This is a genomic window from Longinema margulisiae, from assembly GCF_025266855.1.
GTDB lineage: Bacteria > Spirochaetota > Brevinematia > Brevinematales > Thermospiraceae > Thermospira.
The window spans coordinates 1438625-1452839 of record NZ_CP053071.1 but is presented as its reverse complement, the minus strand read 5'-3'; the positions used below and the strand labels follow the sequence as shown (position 1 = coordinate 1452839).

8 protein-coding genes are annotated in these 14215 nt (G+C 48.6%); 6 read left to right on the top strand and 2 right to left on the bottom strand.

What is annotated here, in order from left to right; translation table 11 throughout:
• Position 1: 1 nt before the first annotated feature.
• The 4 genes from BREVNS_RS06450 to BREVNS_RS06435 all read left to right on the top strand — a co-directional run bounded on the left by BREVNS_RS06450 (position 2) and on the right by BREVNS_RS06435 (position 3837).
• Complete coding sequence (locus BREVNS_RS06450) at positions 2-1477, top strand: aldehyde dehydrogenase family protein (RefSeq protein ID WP_483426201.1); 1476 nt, start codon at positions 2-4, stop codon at positions 1475-1477.
• On the top strand, positions 1477-2163 hold the full coding sequence (locus BREVNS_RS06445; protein WP_483426200.1) for an ABC transporter ATP-binding protein: 687 nt from the start codon (positions 1477-1479) through the stop codon (positions 2161-2163). The genes BREVNS_RS06450 and BREVNS_RS06445 overlap by 1 nt, the downstream gene beginning before the upstream one ends.
• Complete coding sequence (locus tag BREVNS_RS06440) at positions 2160-3395, top strand: hypothetical protein (protein WP_483426199.1); 1236 nt, start codon at positions 2160-2162, stop codon at positions 3393-3395. The genes BREVNS_RS06445 and BREVNS_RS06440 overlap by 4 nt, the downstream gene beginning before the upstream one ends.
• A 103-nt stretch (positions 3396-3498) precedes the next feature.
• Positions 3499-3837 carry a rod-binding protein gene (locus BREVNS_RS06435; RefSeq protein ID WP_483426198.1) on the top strand — a complete coding sequence of 113 codons (339 nt, stop codon included), beginning with the start codon at positions 3499-3501 and terminating at the stop codon, positions 3835-3837.
• A 35-nt stretch (positions 3838-3872) separates the two neighbouring features.
• On the opposite strand, the gene BREVNS_RS06430 is transcribed toward BREVNS_RS06435, so the two are convergent.
• On the bottom strand, positions 3873-4370 hold the full coding sequence (locus BREVNS_RS06430; RefSeq protein WP_483426197.1) for a hypothetical protein: 498 nt from the start codon (positions 4368-4370) through the stop codon (positions 3873-3875).
• Between the two features lie 139 nt (positions 4371-4509).
• Between BREVNS_RS06430 and thyX the strand changes: the two genes are divergently transcribed.
• On the top strand, positions 4510-5157 hold the full coding sequence (thyX, locus tag BREVNS_RS06425) for an FAD-dependent thymidylate synthase (protein ID WP_483426196.1): 648 nt from the start codon (positions 4510-4512) through the stop codon (positions 5155-5157).
• Positions 5154-6317: a pyridoxal phosphate-dependent aminotransferase gene (locus BREVNS_RS06420; RefSeq protein ID WP_483426195.1), complete on the top strand. Its 1164-nt coding sequence runs from the start codon at positions 5154-5156 to the stop codon at positions 6315-6317. The genes thyX and BREVNS_RS06420 overlap by 4 nt, the downstream gene beginning before the upstream one ends.
• A 228-nt stretch (positions 6318-6545) precedes the next feature.
• Here the strand turns inward: BREVNS_RS06420 and BREVNS_RS06415 are convergent, their stop codons facing one another.
• Complete coding sequence (locus tag BREVNS_RS06415) at positions 6546-14213, bottom strand: FlgD immunoglobulin-like domain containing protein (RefSeq protein WP_483426194.1); 7668 nt, start codon at positions 14211-14213, stop codon at positions 6546-6548.
• Positions 14214-14215: the final 2 nt, after the last annotated feature.

Below are 14215 nucleotides of genomic sequence, written 5' to 3'. Positions count from 1 at the left end.
TATGCTTTCTCTCTGGAACGAGGTAAGCCAGAAGCAAAATGATATCCCTCATTTTCATCTTCTCATCGATGGATGCTGGAAATGTCTCTCCTCCGGTGAGTATCAGGACGTCATTAACCCGGCCACAGGGGAGGTTATCGCCCGTGTACCGCTTGCCAATCAACAAGACGTAGAAAACGCCATCACTGCCGCGTATCGTTTCTTTCAAACGTTAGTCTTTGACCCCTTGGAGAGAATAGAGATCATGCTCCGTGCCTCAGACATCCTCAAAAACTACCAGGAGGAGATGGCCAAAACCATTGTGCTTGAGTCAGGAAAGCCCATCTCCATCGCCCTCTCTGAGGTAGATGCCACCATTGAACGGCTTCATCTTGTTCTTGAAGAGGTGAGAGTCCTCTATGGGGAATACCTCCCCGGAGAATGGGTCAAAGATACCAGAGGAAAATTTGCCATTGTCAAACGCCGCCCCCTTGGGGTGGTAGCGGCTATCGCCCCCTTCAATTATCCCCTCTTTATTGGGGCTGCCAAAATTATTCCGGCCCTCTTAGCGGGAAATACTGTCGTGGTCAAACCAGCCAGTGATACCCCCCTCTCCCTTATCCTGTTCGTCAGGATTTTAGAAAAGGCTGGCATTCCCGCAGGGAGTATCCACGTGATTACCGGGAGTGGAAAAGAGATCGGGGATACGCTGGTAACCCACTCGCTTGTCCGGGCTATCAGTTTCACCGGTTCTACCGCCGTGGGAGAACATATTGCCCGGTTAGCAGGAATGAAACGTCTCCACCTTGAACTGGGGGGAAAGGCGGCCGCCCTTGTTTTCAAAGATGCGGACATCAGGACAACCGCCGCTCTTCTCTGCAAAGGGGCTTTCCGTAACTCAGGACAGCGCTGCGATGCGGTGAGCCGTGTCCTTGTGGAAGAAAAGGTCGCTGATACCCTCTTGGAGGCACTGAGAGAAGAGAGCCAACACTACTTCTGTGGAGATCCCATGGATCCTCGGTCGCCCATGGGTACCGTTATCAATGAAGGGGCCGCAAAACGATTGGACGCTCTTCTTGAGGACGCCAAGAGCCATGGGGCTCATTTCCTTGTAGAGAAGAAACGAACAGGGCTTTTTTATCCCCCCCATATCCTCGAGATAAACACGGAGTGCCGACTTGCCTGGGAGGAGATTTTTGGGCCCATCCTCCCCGTTATCCGGGTCAAAAACGAAAAAGAGGCTATCGAACTTGCCAACGAGTCTGAATATGGGCTTGACAGTTGTGTGTTCACCCAGGATATTGACAGGGCCTTCAGGGTGGCTGAGAAACTTCACGACGGAAGTATCACCATCAACTCTATCCCGGCCCATGGGGTAGGACACTTCCCCTTTGGAGGAAACAAACGCTCTGGTATCGGACGAGAGGGTATCAAGTACAGTATTGATGAACTCACCGAACTCCATACCATTATTGTAAGTCTCAAAGAGGAGAAATGATGAAAAAACAGGACACCCTTCTTGCCCTCTCCCATGTGACCAAATCCTTCCGTATCTCTGGAAAACGGGTAGAAATCCTGCGGGATATTTCCCTTGAGGTCCATCCCGGCGAATGGATTGGACTCATGGGAAACTCCGGGAGCGGGAAAACCACCCTTCTCTCTCTCATCGCTGGTCTCATACGCCCTGAAAAAGGACGTGTCTTCTGGCATGGAAAAAGACTCCACTACTTCTTTGATATCTATCCGGCCTTCCTCAGAAACCGGCATATAGGGTTTATCTTCCAGGACTTTCGTCTGATAGAAAACGAAAGTGTATGGGAAAACCTTCTTCTCCCCCTGCGCATCAAGGGATGGTACCACAGAAAAGACCTCAAACGGGCAGAATGGCTGTTAGAACGGGTGGGACTTGAAAGCCACCGCCGTCATAAAGCAGGGCTTCTCTCCGGGGGACAGAAACAAAGGCTTGCCCTTGCCAGAGCTCTTGTTCTTCAACCCTCCCTCATCCTTGCCGATGAGCCTTTTGCCAACCTCGACGAAAACACCTCAGAGGAAATGATGGAGCTACTCCTCTCTCTACGAAAAGAGGAGCCATTCGCCATGATTCTCGTTCACCATAGAAAAAAACTCACCAAATACTGCGAGAAAACCTATCACCTGAAAGAAGGGAGGCTCCACGAGGCATGAAAAAGCTTATTCTCTTCCTGAAAGAACTGGGAGCAGAGCCATGGTTTCATTTTCTGTTTCTGATTGTTCTGGTATTTGCCATCTGGTTTAGCCTTGCCTTTGTCAGCATAGAACAAACCACCCTCTCCTATCTCCAGAACCGATTTGAGGCCAATCTCCCCCCAAAGACCATACGTATCACCCCAAAACCTGTGAAAACCCTCTCTTTGTTCGGGCTTCAGATCAAACGTCCTGAGGGAAGTTTCATTGACGACAGGACCATCACAAGAATCCGTCGTCTCAAGGGAATAAAACGGATCTACCCCTTCCTCTCCTCCCAGGTTCCTATGCAGGTTCAGATTTCCCTCTTCGGTCTTGGCTACCAGAGTGATGTGGTGGCTATAGGGGTCCCCTGGGAGTTTATCCAGAGCGAGATTCCTTCCTCGTACCGCTCTCGCTGGAGAAACTGGAAAGAAGGCGAAAAAGTGATAGGGCTTCTTCCTTCCCTTCTCCTTGATATGTACAATCAGACCCTCGCTAAGCCAAACCAGCTCCCCACCATTACTGAAGACTTTGCCAAGGGTCAAAATCTCCGGCTTGTCTTTGGAAAGTCAAGCCTGAAAACCACAGGAACCCCGGTTGTCGTTGACGGGGAACTCGCTGGTTTTAGCCGAAAGGTGGGAGAGATCGCCCTCATTCTCCCCCTTGCTGTGGTAAGCCATTATAACCGCCTCTTTGGCTATACGAACGCTGAGTACAGCTATGTCCTTGTAGAAGTGGAAACTCATGAACACGTTCTCCCCATCACCAAGGAAATCCAGAAATGGGGTCTTGTGGTCAACTCAGAAAGCGGACTTTCGCAGGAGATTGTGTCTCTCAAGAAAAACCTCAAGCTTCTCTTCCGGCTTTTGCAGGGTATCATCTGGGGGCTCTGCGGGGTGGCTATCGGACTGGCCGCCTTTCTCTCCGGTCTGAGACGACAGTCGTATTATCATCTCCTGAGGATTTTGGGAGAGAGCCGGCTATTTCTTCTTTTCACAGTCGCGGCAAAATATATGCTTTTCGTGTGGATAGCCTTCTCTTTTGCTACTTTCTCCTTTGGGTATTTTGTCAAAAAGCTTCCCCTTTCCCTCCCGGGTATTTCGCTTGAAATCGCCACCAGGCCGGATATGCTTTTTCTCTACCTGGCGGTGGGGATTGCCCTTCTGCCTTCCCTCTCCCTTCTCACTACACGCCCCGGCAATAGACTTTAATTCCATCTCGAGGGATATCAGCCCATCAGCCCACCCTTTCAAACAAATCCCCTCCCCTTGAGTTTTCTCTCTTTTTTCCGATAACCTCAATAAGGAGGCTCACATGACACTCTCGGGAAGCGAACGGGTATTTCAGGTAAATGCCGAAAGAGAACTTGCCGACCTCAAAAATCTCAAAAGCAAAGCCCTGCAGGCTGATGAAAAAAGGATGCGAGAGGTTGCCGCTGAATTTGAATCCCTCTTTGTCAACGAACTCTTCAAGTCCATGCGCCGTACTGTTCCCAAAAACGACTACCTCAATGGAGGGCTTCGCCAGGACATCTTTGAGGACATGCTCTATCAGGAGTATGCTCGGAAAATCTCCCATAGCGGGGGACTGGGACTGGGTGAAATGGTGTACAAATACCTTCTCTCCACCCAGAAGGAAAAACCCATCAAATAAAAAACCCCGCCCAAAGGCGGGGTCTAATCTTTCTCTTAATTGCGTGCTTTAAATGTTTGTGAAGCAAAGGCTGCTCCACTTCCAATAAAACACATATTGGTTACATCATTCGGATCATTTTCGTTTGTCCCAGTAAACACCCAATTTGTGTACTTCATCGTATCGCCAGAAACGGTGTACCATATTTTACTCACACCAATATAATTAATGTCATTTTCATCATCATATTCACTATCAGGGATTGAAAAGGTCGTAGAAGTCAACTCAACCAAATTGGTCGTATACTCCGAAATCAAGACTTTATCCTCATATGTTCTTATGATCATTTCTGTCTCTGAAAATGTAAAAGTAAAAAAATCATCCGGTGAAAGAGTAAGTGACATCCCATTAACCATCTCATAAGAAACAAGTTGCCACTCCGTCCCTAAAAAAGGATAATTCTTGACTTCTTCCTTTTCCTTCGGAGTGGTCGTACACCCAACCATGATCATCATCACAACACCAACAAAACCCAACCATTTTTTTGTTTGCATGGCAAACCTCCTCACTATTGTTTTTCTTCAAAACATTATTACCTTCATTTTTCCATTTTTTCAACTTTTTTCCTCAAATTAAGGAAAAAAAATTTTTTTTCTCTTATACTTATACTATCCTATTTACGTGAGGTTTGCCATGACCATCACTCTTTTGCAGTATACACCGGACCCGGAGAAACTCATCGAATATAGCGCCCGGGTGTGTTATCTCTCCCAGGAAAAAATGAGCCCTACCTCACACGAGAAGTTTCTCCCCGGGCTTCTCAAAAATGGGCATCTCTCCGTCTTTGAACATGCCTCAGCCACGTTTTTTATCGAAGGAATCAGCCGTGCCTGTAGCCACCAACTGGTCCGCCATAGACTCGCTAGCTTCTCCCAGCAGTCACAGCGCTATGTAGAAGAAAAGGGTTTTCTGTATGTAACCCCCCCTGAAATAGAGAAAAACCCGAAGGCTCTTGAAGTCTATGAAAACACCATGAAAAGCCTGCAAGAGGCCTATGAGAAACTGGTGTCCCTTGGCATCAAGAGAGAGGACGCCCGTTTTCTTCTCCCCAATGCCACCCACACCACCCTGAGTATGACAGCCAATTTCCGTGAATGGCTTCACATCATTGACATGCGCGTAAGCCCCCATGCCCAGTGGGAGATTCGAGAACTCCTCACCCTCATCTGGAAGGAACTCTACGCCATAGCCCCGGTGGTTTTTGGCCTCACCTATTTCGAAAACTGGAGTAAGGATATTGACTTCAAACGGGAGGTCTTCTCCCAGCGTATTGCCCTATGAGACTCTCCACAAGGCTTTCCTGGGATGTAGAGGAAAACAGCTGGGCAGAAACACTTTCTTCTTCTCACATCCTCTATGATCTGACTATCTCCAATCCCACCGTGGCCTTTGACCTCCGCGACTACGAAAAGACTCTCCTCTCCGCTCTCTCGAAGCACGAGGCCCTCCTCTACGATCCCTCACCCTTAGGACTTAAGAGCACCCGCAAATTTTTAGCGGAGACACTCTCCCTTTCCTCCCTTTGCCCAGAGAATATTCTCCTCACCAGTAGTACCAGCGAGGCGTACAGCTTTCTTTTCAAGCTTCTCTGCGATCCGGGTGATGAGGTGCTTGTCCCTGTGCCAAGTTATCCTCTCTTTGAGTATTTAGCAAAACTTGAGAACGTTCGCGTTGTCCCCTATCGCCTTGAATACCTCCACGGAAAAGGCTATGAGATAGATGTGGATTTTCTCAAGAAATCGCTCTCTCCCCACACAAAGGCGCTTGTGTACGTTCACCCCAACAATCCTACAGGTACAGGGGCCACAGAAAACGAAATAGCCCTCCTCAATGAGTTAGCCAAAGAACATGATTTTGCGATTATCGTTGACGAAGTCTTTTCAGACTACTGGATCCATCGACCTCTCAATGTCCCCAAAAGCTGGTGGGGACTTGTTGATGGTCCTCTTTTTGTGCTTGGGGGACTGTCCAAGTCTCTTCTTCTCCCCCAGATGAAACTCGCCTGGACGCTTTTCCACGCCCCCAAAAAGGAGATGCCAGCCCTTCAAAAGGCCATGGAACTCATCGGAGATACCTATCTCTCTCCTTCTATCCCCATTCAGCTTGCCCTTCCCCACTGGTGGGAACTCAAACCAGAACTTAACTCACTTGTGATAAAACGACTGTCGCAAAATCTCTCCCTTCTTGATTCGCTCTTATCAAATACCTCGTGTCGTCTGCAAACCATTCATGGGGGATGGAGTGCCGTGATTGAGATACCCCGTCTTCTCCCGGAGGAAAAACTTGTGCAGCGAATGGGTACACGAGGGGTGAAAATCTATCCTGGATATTTCTTTGACTTCGAAAAGGAAGGTCATGTAGTCATAAGCCTCCTCACCCCTCCAGACCATCTTGAGGCAGGCATAGAGATACTCCTCGAGGTCATCAGGGAAGAAATGTGAAGAAAGGGAAAGAATTGCCTATTCGAGACCCTTGCACGGGTGCTTTCTTGACCTTTCTGGGTCAGGGGCTATGCCCCTGAAACCCCGCTTTTTCTGTTTACAAGGGTTTATTTGTCTTTTTTATCCAAAGAACACCCTGCACACGTATTCGCTTTTTGCTGAAACAAGGTGATAGCGCTTCTCTGCTATAAAAAACAAAAGAGCCTCCCCGAAAGGGAGGCTCTTTTTTTATCTTGCGATCACAATGGTTCCACTGTACACCTGCCCACCAGCCTCAATCTTGTACACATACACGCCACCAGGCACATCGTAGCCAGACAGGTCTCTCCCATCCCAGAAGACTTCACCATTGCCATACTCACCACTGCGTTCTACCCTGTACACCAAATTGCCCTTGAGATCATAGATGCGCACCACATATTTCTCCACTGGTTTCTCAAACACAATGGAGAGTTTCATGTTCTGCACCTCTCGACCACCACGCCGTGGGGTGAATACCTTCGGATCTGTTCGTACACTGATGAAGCCTTCTTTTACCTTCTCCGCCGTATCAGCCATCACCGTGTAGTACTTGTGGAGATAGCTTACCTTCACACTTACCGTATGGTTATTTGGATCAACCTTGCCACCCAACTTCACCCACTGCTTGGTGGTAGCCCGCCAGTAGTAGATCGAGAGTTTGTCCTCACTCCAGCCCTGAGCGGCAATATACGCTGGATCATAGGCTATCTTGATTGTCGCATCGTTTTTCAGCCACTGTTCAGGCTGTTCCTCTCCCTTCGCATTGCGGATGACAAATATCCATGCCTTGGCATTTAGCTTATCAAGAGGCGCCTGAATGGGCTTCTTCTCGGTAGCCTCTTGCTGCTCAGTGGTCATATTGGTGATCCAGATATCAAGCCTGAAGTTCTCTCCGATGGTACCAGCCGGGAAGGAAATCGCTGTCTCAAGGTCGTCAAGACACACCACCGTCTGTTCACCTGTCGCATCAGGACTCAAAATGTCTCGCTCCATCTTGTTCGTACCAATGTTCGTTACCACGTTAGCCACTACCACGACTCCAGGCACACGGAGCTCTCGATAGTCTCTTCCCATGAGACCCACATCATAGGTACCGGGCATCACATAATCCACCGTGTAAGAACCAGTTCCATCTGCCCCTGCTACCAAGAGTTCTCCAAACTTGTTGGTCTCTACCTGGGAGGTGCCTACCTTGTAGAGTTTGATAGTGGGGTTAGCAAATCCAGGGAGTACCACCCCTTTCACACGGCCAAAATCAGCCACAAGAACAGGAAGAATATTTTGCTCACCACTTGGCACAATGGCATCCTCAAACTCAATGGATCCCTCGTAGCGCACCTTCGCTGGCATATAGTTCGTCCAGTTGTCGTTGTTGACATACACCAGTTCAAGTTGGATCTCATCAGAGGTGCTATGGAGAATGCCATCGGCCTCATAGTTCACAATGATATTGGTAGCATTGGTGGTATAGGCAAGAGCCCTATTGAGGGTCTTTGACCTCACATTGGTCACCAGAAGAGCAGTATTACTCGACGCAATGATCACCTCTTTGATATCCCTATCATACAGGCCATTCTTCACCACATAGGTCACCACCGCATAGTTATCGATACTGTAAATCACCTGTTTGTTCTTCACATACCCCTCGGTCGGCTGTGGTGGGGAGGTAAAATCAATCTGCCTGGTTTCCTCAGCCACAAGGGATCCCAGATTGTATGCTTTGAGTGTGGTATCAGAAAGCCTCGAGACACCCACACTATTGGTGAACTGGAAGAAGAGGGTGTTTGTCTCACCAGGGGCAAGGTAAGGAGCGGCATACTGGACCACAATGGTCTGAGCATTGGGACGAGAAACCGTGGCAAGTGGATGGGTGGCTGTTACACCAGCCGGAGTCATATTGGTGAGTTCAGCAGGAATGGTCAAGACATTGGAGATCACCACCACCTCATCCGCAGACCTGTTGGAAATGGTGAGCTTGAAATCTGCAATTCGATCATTGCCAGGAATGGTATACCATGTTGTCCACCAGATATTGGTCGTTTCAGGACGAGAGATAGTAGTAGCCTGCTTGAGGGCATCAGCAGACTTTTCCCTGAGAAGGCCTGGTCCTGTCCCGTTGTCGCCGTACACATTCCACACCAGTCCATTGGTGAAAAGCTGATTGGTCATATCCTGAAGTGTCATGGTGATCGTATCCACGGAACCTTTGGCCAGTGGTGTGGTATACACCACCCAGAAGTTCGAAGGTGTGAGATTGGAGATACTTCCTGCACTACTTATCACACTCGTGATATTGGTGTAGAAGAATCCATTGGGTTCAACCTTCACCCGATTCAATGGAAGCACTCCGGGAGTATTGTGATACACCTTGAGAGTGATGGTGTGGGATTTTCTATCCGAGGCCACCGTACGCTCCAAGAGTTCTCCAGAACCTGGATCAAGCACATTGGCCATGACGGTGATATTGGTGGTCTGGAAGCCATTGTCGAGGGTGAACACCCACGGCACATTATAGAGCGCATCGGTAATCGTATTGGTCACATCCAGCTCAATCCTCATCACCTGATTGGTGAGAAGCCCATCCAGAAGAATGGTATAGGTATTGGGTGCCACAAAATTCGTATTGGTTGCCTGAACCGTTGCCGGAAGGGTCATACGAATACTGGTATCGGCGAGGGCATTGGTAAACCCATCTGGCACCACAAGAAGTATCCTCGAAATGGTATTCTGTCCATATCCCCGGTTGGTAAGCACAAACCGCACCGTTCCCTCTCGAAGGGTGGTATATATCTCATTGATAGGCATCGTAGCTACTGCCTGAGGTACAGGCATTCTGAATACCACATTACTTGTTGCCCCAATCTGAGGAAGCGCTGCCACAAAGGTGGATCCAGAGGTTGTATAACGAACACTTACGTCAAAGGAAGTATTGGTTTCCCCGTACTCAAAATCATCTCTCCACTTCACGGTGACAATATCATTCGATCCAGGTGCCATCCTGCCTGCTGGATACACCACTTCAAGATAGTTGGTTCCATTCTGTTCAAAGACACTGTAGCCAGAGGCCTTGCCACTACTAAAAGAGATCATATTGGTCCTGAATGGCCATGGGATGGTGATACGCAGCCTATCAATCACATCCTGGTCACTCTCACTGGTATTCTGAAGAGCAAACTGGATTGTATTGGTGATATCCACCGTATTGAGATTGGTCGGGGTTATAGCATACACCGTCTTGTAGGGTGGAACCACAAACTCAAGCGAAAGATCATTGGTCCAGAGAGCAAGGTTGGCTTGTCCAGCATTGGTGGGCAGATCCCAGGAAGCATTGGCGGCCAGAACCTGCCAGCTAAGAGCACGAGCCCCACTAAAGTAGGCTGTGCTTTCCCTATCATAGGCTGTGAAGGTAATGGTATCCACTTCTCCTCGTTTGATAGAGGTTCCCTGGGCAAGGTAATCAACGTAAATAGCCCCATCATTGGAGTAGATTGCATTGGCTCCAATACGAGAGGAGTTCACACTGACAACATTAGTCAAAATCTCTTTCAAATTCGCATTGGTGGTCGGTGGTACAATCCTGAGAAGGGTGATATTATTCCCCTCTTCACTCACGTTGGTAATCGTCACCGTGTACTGTTCATACGCAAGGTCTTTGTTAACCTTGTTAGGAGATACCTTGGCATAGAACTGAAGCGGCACATTCACAAGCTGTTGATCCTGTGCCCCATAGGTACACATCGCAAAGTCTACGAGGTTGCTGGAATAGTAAGCTGAGACCTTCCAGTACTGGTTGGTCAGTGTTGTTTGTATCCCCTTCTTCCACAAGAAATCCACAGTAAAGGCGCCAGCAGGAGGAAGCTCAGAAGCCGAAAAGTCTAACCAGATCGCTCCGTTGGAGATAGTCTTGGTCGGGCTGAACCCATCCACAGAAATGGTATTCGTCAGCACCACATAGAGAGAAGGAATCTCTATCCGTATCCATTTTACACCAAGACCACCAGTTATACCATTGGTAATGGAGAAACGGAACTGCCCATTGGTTGATGTTCTCGCAACATTGGTGATATCAAGAGAAGCAACTAACATAGCCGTTCCATACGTTCTTCGCTGGGCTTCTGTTCCCACATTGGTAATCTCAAAGTAAGACTTCGGCGGGGTAAACCCATAGTCGATGAAGCCGTTATTGGCGAGAAGTTGCCATGTCCCCGTCGCAGGCAACGTCAGGCGGTTGGAAATACGGGCCACAAGGGTGATGAAGTCCCCCATTCCCGACTTGAATTCGTGGCTTCCTGCTGGATAGGTAATGATCACATTTGAAGGAGTGATGGTAAAGAAACTACTATTGGTTGAAGCAAAACCAAGCAAACTACTCGAGGCTACCACAATGGTATTGGTTAACGGCGTCGGAATCTTGATCTCTACACTATTGAACCTATCATTCTGTCCACCTGTATTGGTCACAAAGACCACAAACTGCTGGGTGATAACCGCCGGTCCATTGGTATTGACAAAGAACACGTTTGGTGTGACCCATCCACCACCAGAAGGCTTGGGCAATCTGAAGTTCAGGGTTCGATAATAGCCACTGACTTCATTGGTTACCACAAACCATCCACGAGCATTGGTCACCCGACAGGTGAGAAGCTGGTTGAGAAGATCCATGTTGTCCACAATATCTACCATATCAAAATGCACATACGCCGTTTCACCCCCAGCCAATGGAGAGGAGAAGTTGGCCTGAAGTGTCCCTGTCAGAGAATCATAGACCACTGCTCCGAGTACCGTTCCAGCGGCATTTGTCATGAGAGTATTGAGAATATTGGTGCTAACGATGGTCGGGATCTGAAGTCTTGCCCTGTAGATCTCATTGGCAGCAAGACCGGTATTGCTTATCACCCAGGTGAGGCGGTTTGTTTCTGTGGTAGAATCAATATCTCCTGGATACACTCCCCAGGACACCTCAGGCATAGGATAATCCACATAGAGACGATTGGACCCATTATACAGGATACCTATGGTCGTATCATTCGAAGAATAAAAGTCAGAAGAAGCCACCTCCGTCTTGTACACCCTCACCGGTATCTGGAAGTTTGTTGGCAGAGCGATATTGTCAAGCACATCCACAATGACATCATCCCGAGAGAGGGCTGGATTATCGTACAGGGAGAAGAAGTTGGTATAAACAAGATGGAGGACCAGATGATCAGCCGTCTCCACCACATCCAAGATGGTATTGGTAGCAAGGAGACTTGATACCACTGAAACATTCGTCAGAAGCGTCTTGGGATAGAGGATATCCACGCTTCTGATAGCCACTCCCTTGGGAGAAGTGTTATAAATCCTGTGGATCAGACGATTGGAGACTTTGTCCGTGGTGACTTCTGGCGCATTGGTCTGGGCACCATTTATCACCCACATCGCATGTTCACCCTTCACCCTTGGAGGAACAATAGAAACTTTCCAGGTGAGAGGGGCATTCTCATACTGAAGCGTATATCCTGCTGAATTGTTGTTATCAGCATAGAGGACAAAATCAGCCACTTCCGAAGTTCCCACCACATTGGTGTTGGTAAAGGCTGCCCAGAACTGAATGGTCGAGGTTGCCCCTGAAGCAAGTGGAGTACTATAGGTTACCCAGATCGCCCCATTGGAGTAGGCTGTGGTTCCAGCAGGAGAAACCGTGATGTTGGATACAGAATCATTGGAATACGTGTTAGGAAGTTGAATGAAAAGCCTATGAACATTGTTCCCCGAAGGTCCATCGTTTTTGATGGTATAGGTATAGCGAACCGCATTCGAAACATACAATGCATTGATAGCCACTTCAGAAGGACTAATCGAAGCAGCTACCTGAGCATTTGAAGAAGCTACCCTCACAAGCTGAGAAGAATACACCGTGTTGGTACCGGCTTTCACCCAGGTTGCCCCACCCACCACTTCGGCACTGTTGACCTCAACCTGCCAGAGATAGTTGGAATACGGAAGCCCTGTAAACGACGGTGTACCATACACTTTGAAATTTATCTTGTCAAAACCATTGGCTGGAGGAAGCCCAAGGGTCACCAGATTGGTATAATAAATCCAGATAAAATTGCTGCCGCTGATGTTGGTTGTCCATATATTGGCGGCACTGACAGCTGCCCCAAGCACCGTGGAAACAATATTGGTTGCTGTCGGCGTATTGTTTGACACCGTAAATCCCGAAGGAATATAAATACGGACACTCGAAATCGGAGGAATGGTTGTCAGCCCTTCTGTGGAAAGTTTCACGGTGAAACTACTCTCCTCCGTCCCCATGATAATCGGCATGGGGGTATATTCGACCTTGGCATAGGCATCAGGGGCACTATACACACGCACAAGAAGGCTATCAGTGGAATCTTCCCTGGCCTTTTGTCTCCCTGTGGTCGCATAGGGAAGCCCATTCACCCCGTCAAAGATGATATCCTGAGCTGTGTCTGTATGCTTGATGCTATCAGCATACACCTCAAACCTTGAACCCACCGCATCTGGCGTAGATGGAGTAGTCAGGGTAAAATACACATCAATATCATCCTGGCGAATGATATCATTCTGGGTGGCACTCTGCGCCCAGAAACGGATATAAAGTTCACCATTGCCAAGATCTTTCACCTGGAAACGTCCACTTGCCGGGGCACTGGCACCATTGTTGATGAACCCCTTGACAGGCACCCCATTCACCGAGTTGGTCACTGCCACCGAAGCTATACTCCATGCCCCGTACCCGGCGGGCTTTTTGATGTAGAGTTCCTGTACCCCACTATCATTGGGCTGGGTATCCACATGAATAGTGACCTTGAACTGGATAGATTTGTTAGTCATCACCCTCACCGGAGTAATACGAGCCGTGAGATTGGAAGCCACCGTCCGGATCAGGAAGTGATCAAACTGACTCTCTACTTCACCAGCACGGAAGAAAGCCGTCTCTGTGGAGAGAAAAGCCACAAGATTGGTACTCCAACCGACCTCTTTTTCTCCAATCTTCACCCAGGCATTGCTGAGGTTTGGGGTTGTCCCGAGAGGGTTGTAGTTCACATAGAAGGAGACCTTTTTTCCATCATGGGTTACACGGATCCCAAGGGGCTGATTCACAGGATTAAAATACCCATCCCCAATAGCAAAATGTCTGGCAAGGGTATTCTGGTTATTCTGGTTATTATCATCATAATTGCGCTGGAAGGTCGTGGTAATAGTGGCCGCCGTTCCTACCGCAACACCATCAATATCTGTTGTGGGAAATCCCACCACATACTCCCGGTTTTCAAAAAAGCCGTACGTACTCGTCTGACTCCAGTGCTGCTTCTCAAAGAAGTAGGCAAAGTCGTTCCATCTGTCGTAGGAGGTAGAGGCCCCATTATCACTTGCGATCCACACATTGACAAGGACCTTCTGGTTGGGCGCACTATTGTATCCTACTAGTGCTTCTCCTGCATCACCACGCGGGTCCATGCTATTGGTGTACCGGATCACGGTAAACCCAAAGGGTTCTTCTGGGGTCGCGTTGATTGTCCCGAGCCCTGCCCCGGAAGGACTGAATTTTGCTCCATCCCCAATATACCAGTTATTCCAGGCAAGGGCGCTTTTATTAGGTCGTCCATAGATTTCAAGAAGCCCCTGATAGCGCCGAATGGTGGCGGGGAAATCCTGATCCGTAGCCTCAAAACTATCCTGCACCTCCCACACCATCATATCCCTCGACATGGGGAAATTCCACTGCCAGCCGCCGGCATTGTAGGTCGTAGCATCCATGGCCGGGTTTGAAAAATCCTGGTAGTAGTAGAGGGACCTGCCCCACCCTGTCGTTATCAAAACCATCATCACAAGAACAAGAAAACGATATCTTCTCTCTCTCATAC

Coding starts and splice junctions, on each gene's coding strand:
- BREVNS_RS06450 (WP_483426201.1), top strand. CDS start 2: ATGCTTTCTCTCTGGAACGAGGTAAGCCAGAAGCAAAATGATATCCCT.
- BREVNS_RS06445 (WP_483426200.1), top strand. CDS start 1,477: ATGAAAAAACAGGACACCCTTCTTGCCCTCTCCCATGTGACCAAATCC.
- BREVNS_RS06440 (WP_483426199.1), top strand. CDS start 2,160: ATGAAAAAGCTTATTCTCTTCCTGAAAGAACTGGGAGCAGAGCCATGG.
- BREVNS_RS06435 (WP_483426198.1), top strand. CDS start 3,499: ATGACACTCTCGGGAAGCGAACGGGTATTTCAGGTAAATGCCGAAAGA.
- BREVNS_RS06430 (WP_483426197.1), bottom strand. CDS start 4,370: ATGCAAACAAAAAAATGGTTGGGTTTTGTTGGTGTTGTGATGATGATC.
- thyX (WP_483426196.1), top strand. CDS start 4,510: ATGACCATCACTCTTTTGCAGTATACACCGGACCCGGAGAAACTCATC.
- BREVNS_RS06420 (WP_483426195.1), top strand. CDS start 5,154: ATGAGACTCTCCACAAGGCTTTCCTGGGATGTAGAGGAAAACAGCTGG.
- BREVNS_RS06415 (WP_483426194.1), bottom strand. CDS start 14,213: ATGAGAGAGAGAAGATATCGTTTTCTTGTTCTTGTGATGATGGTTTTG.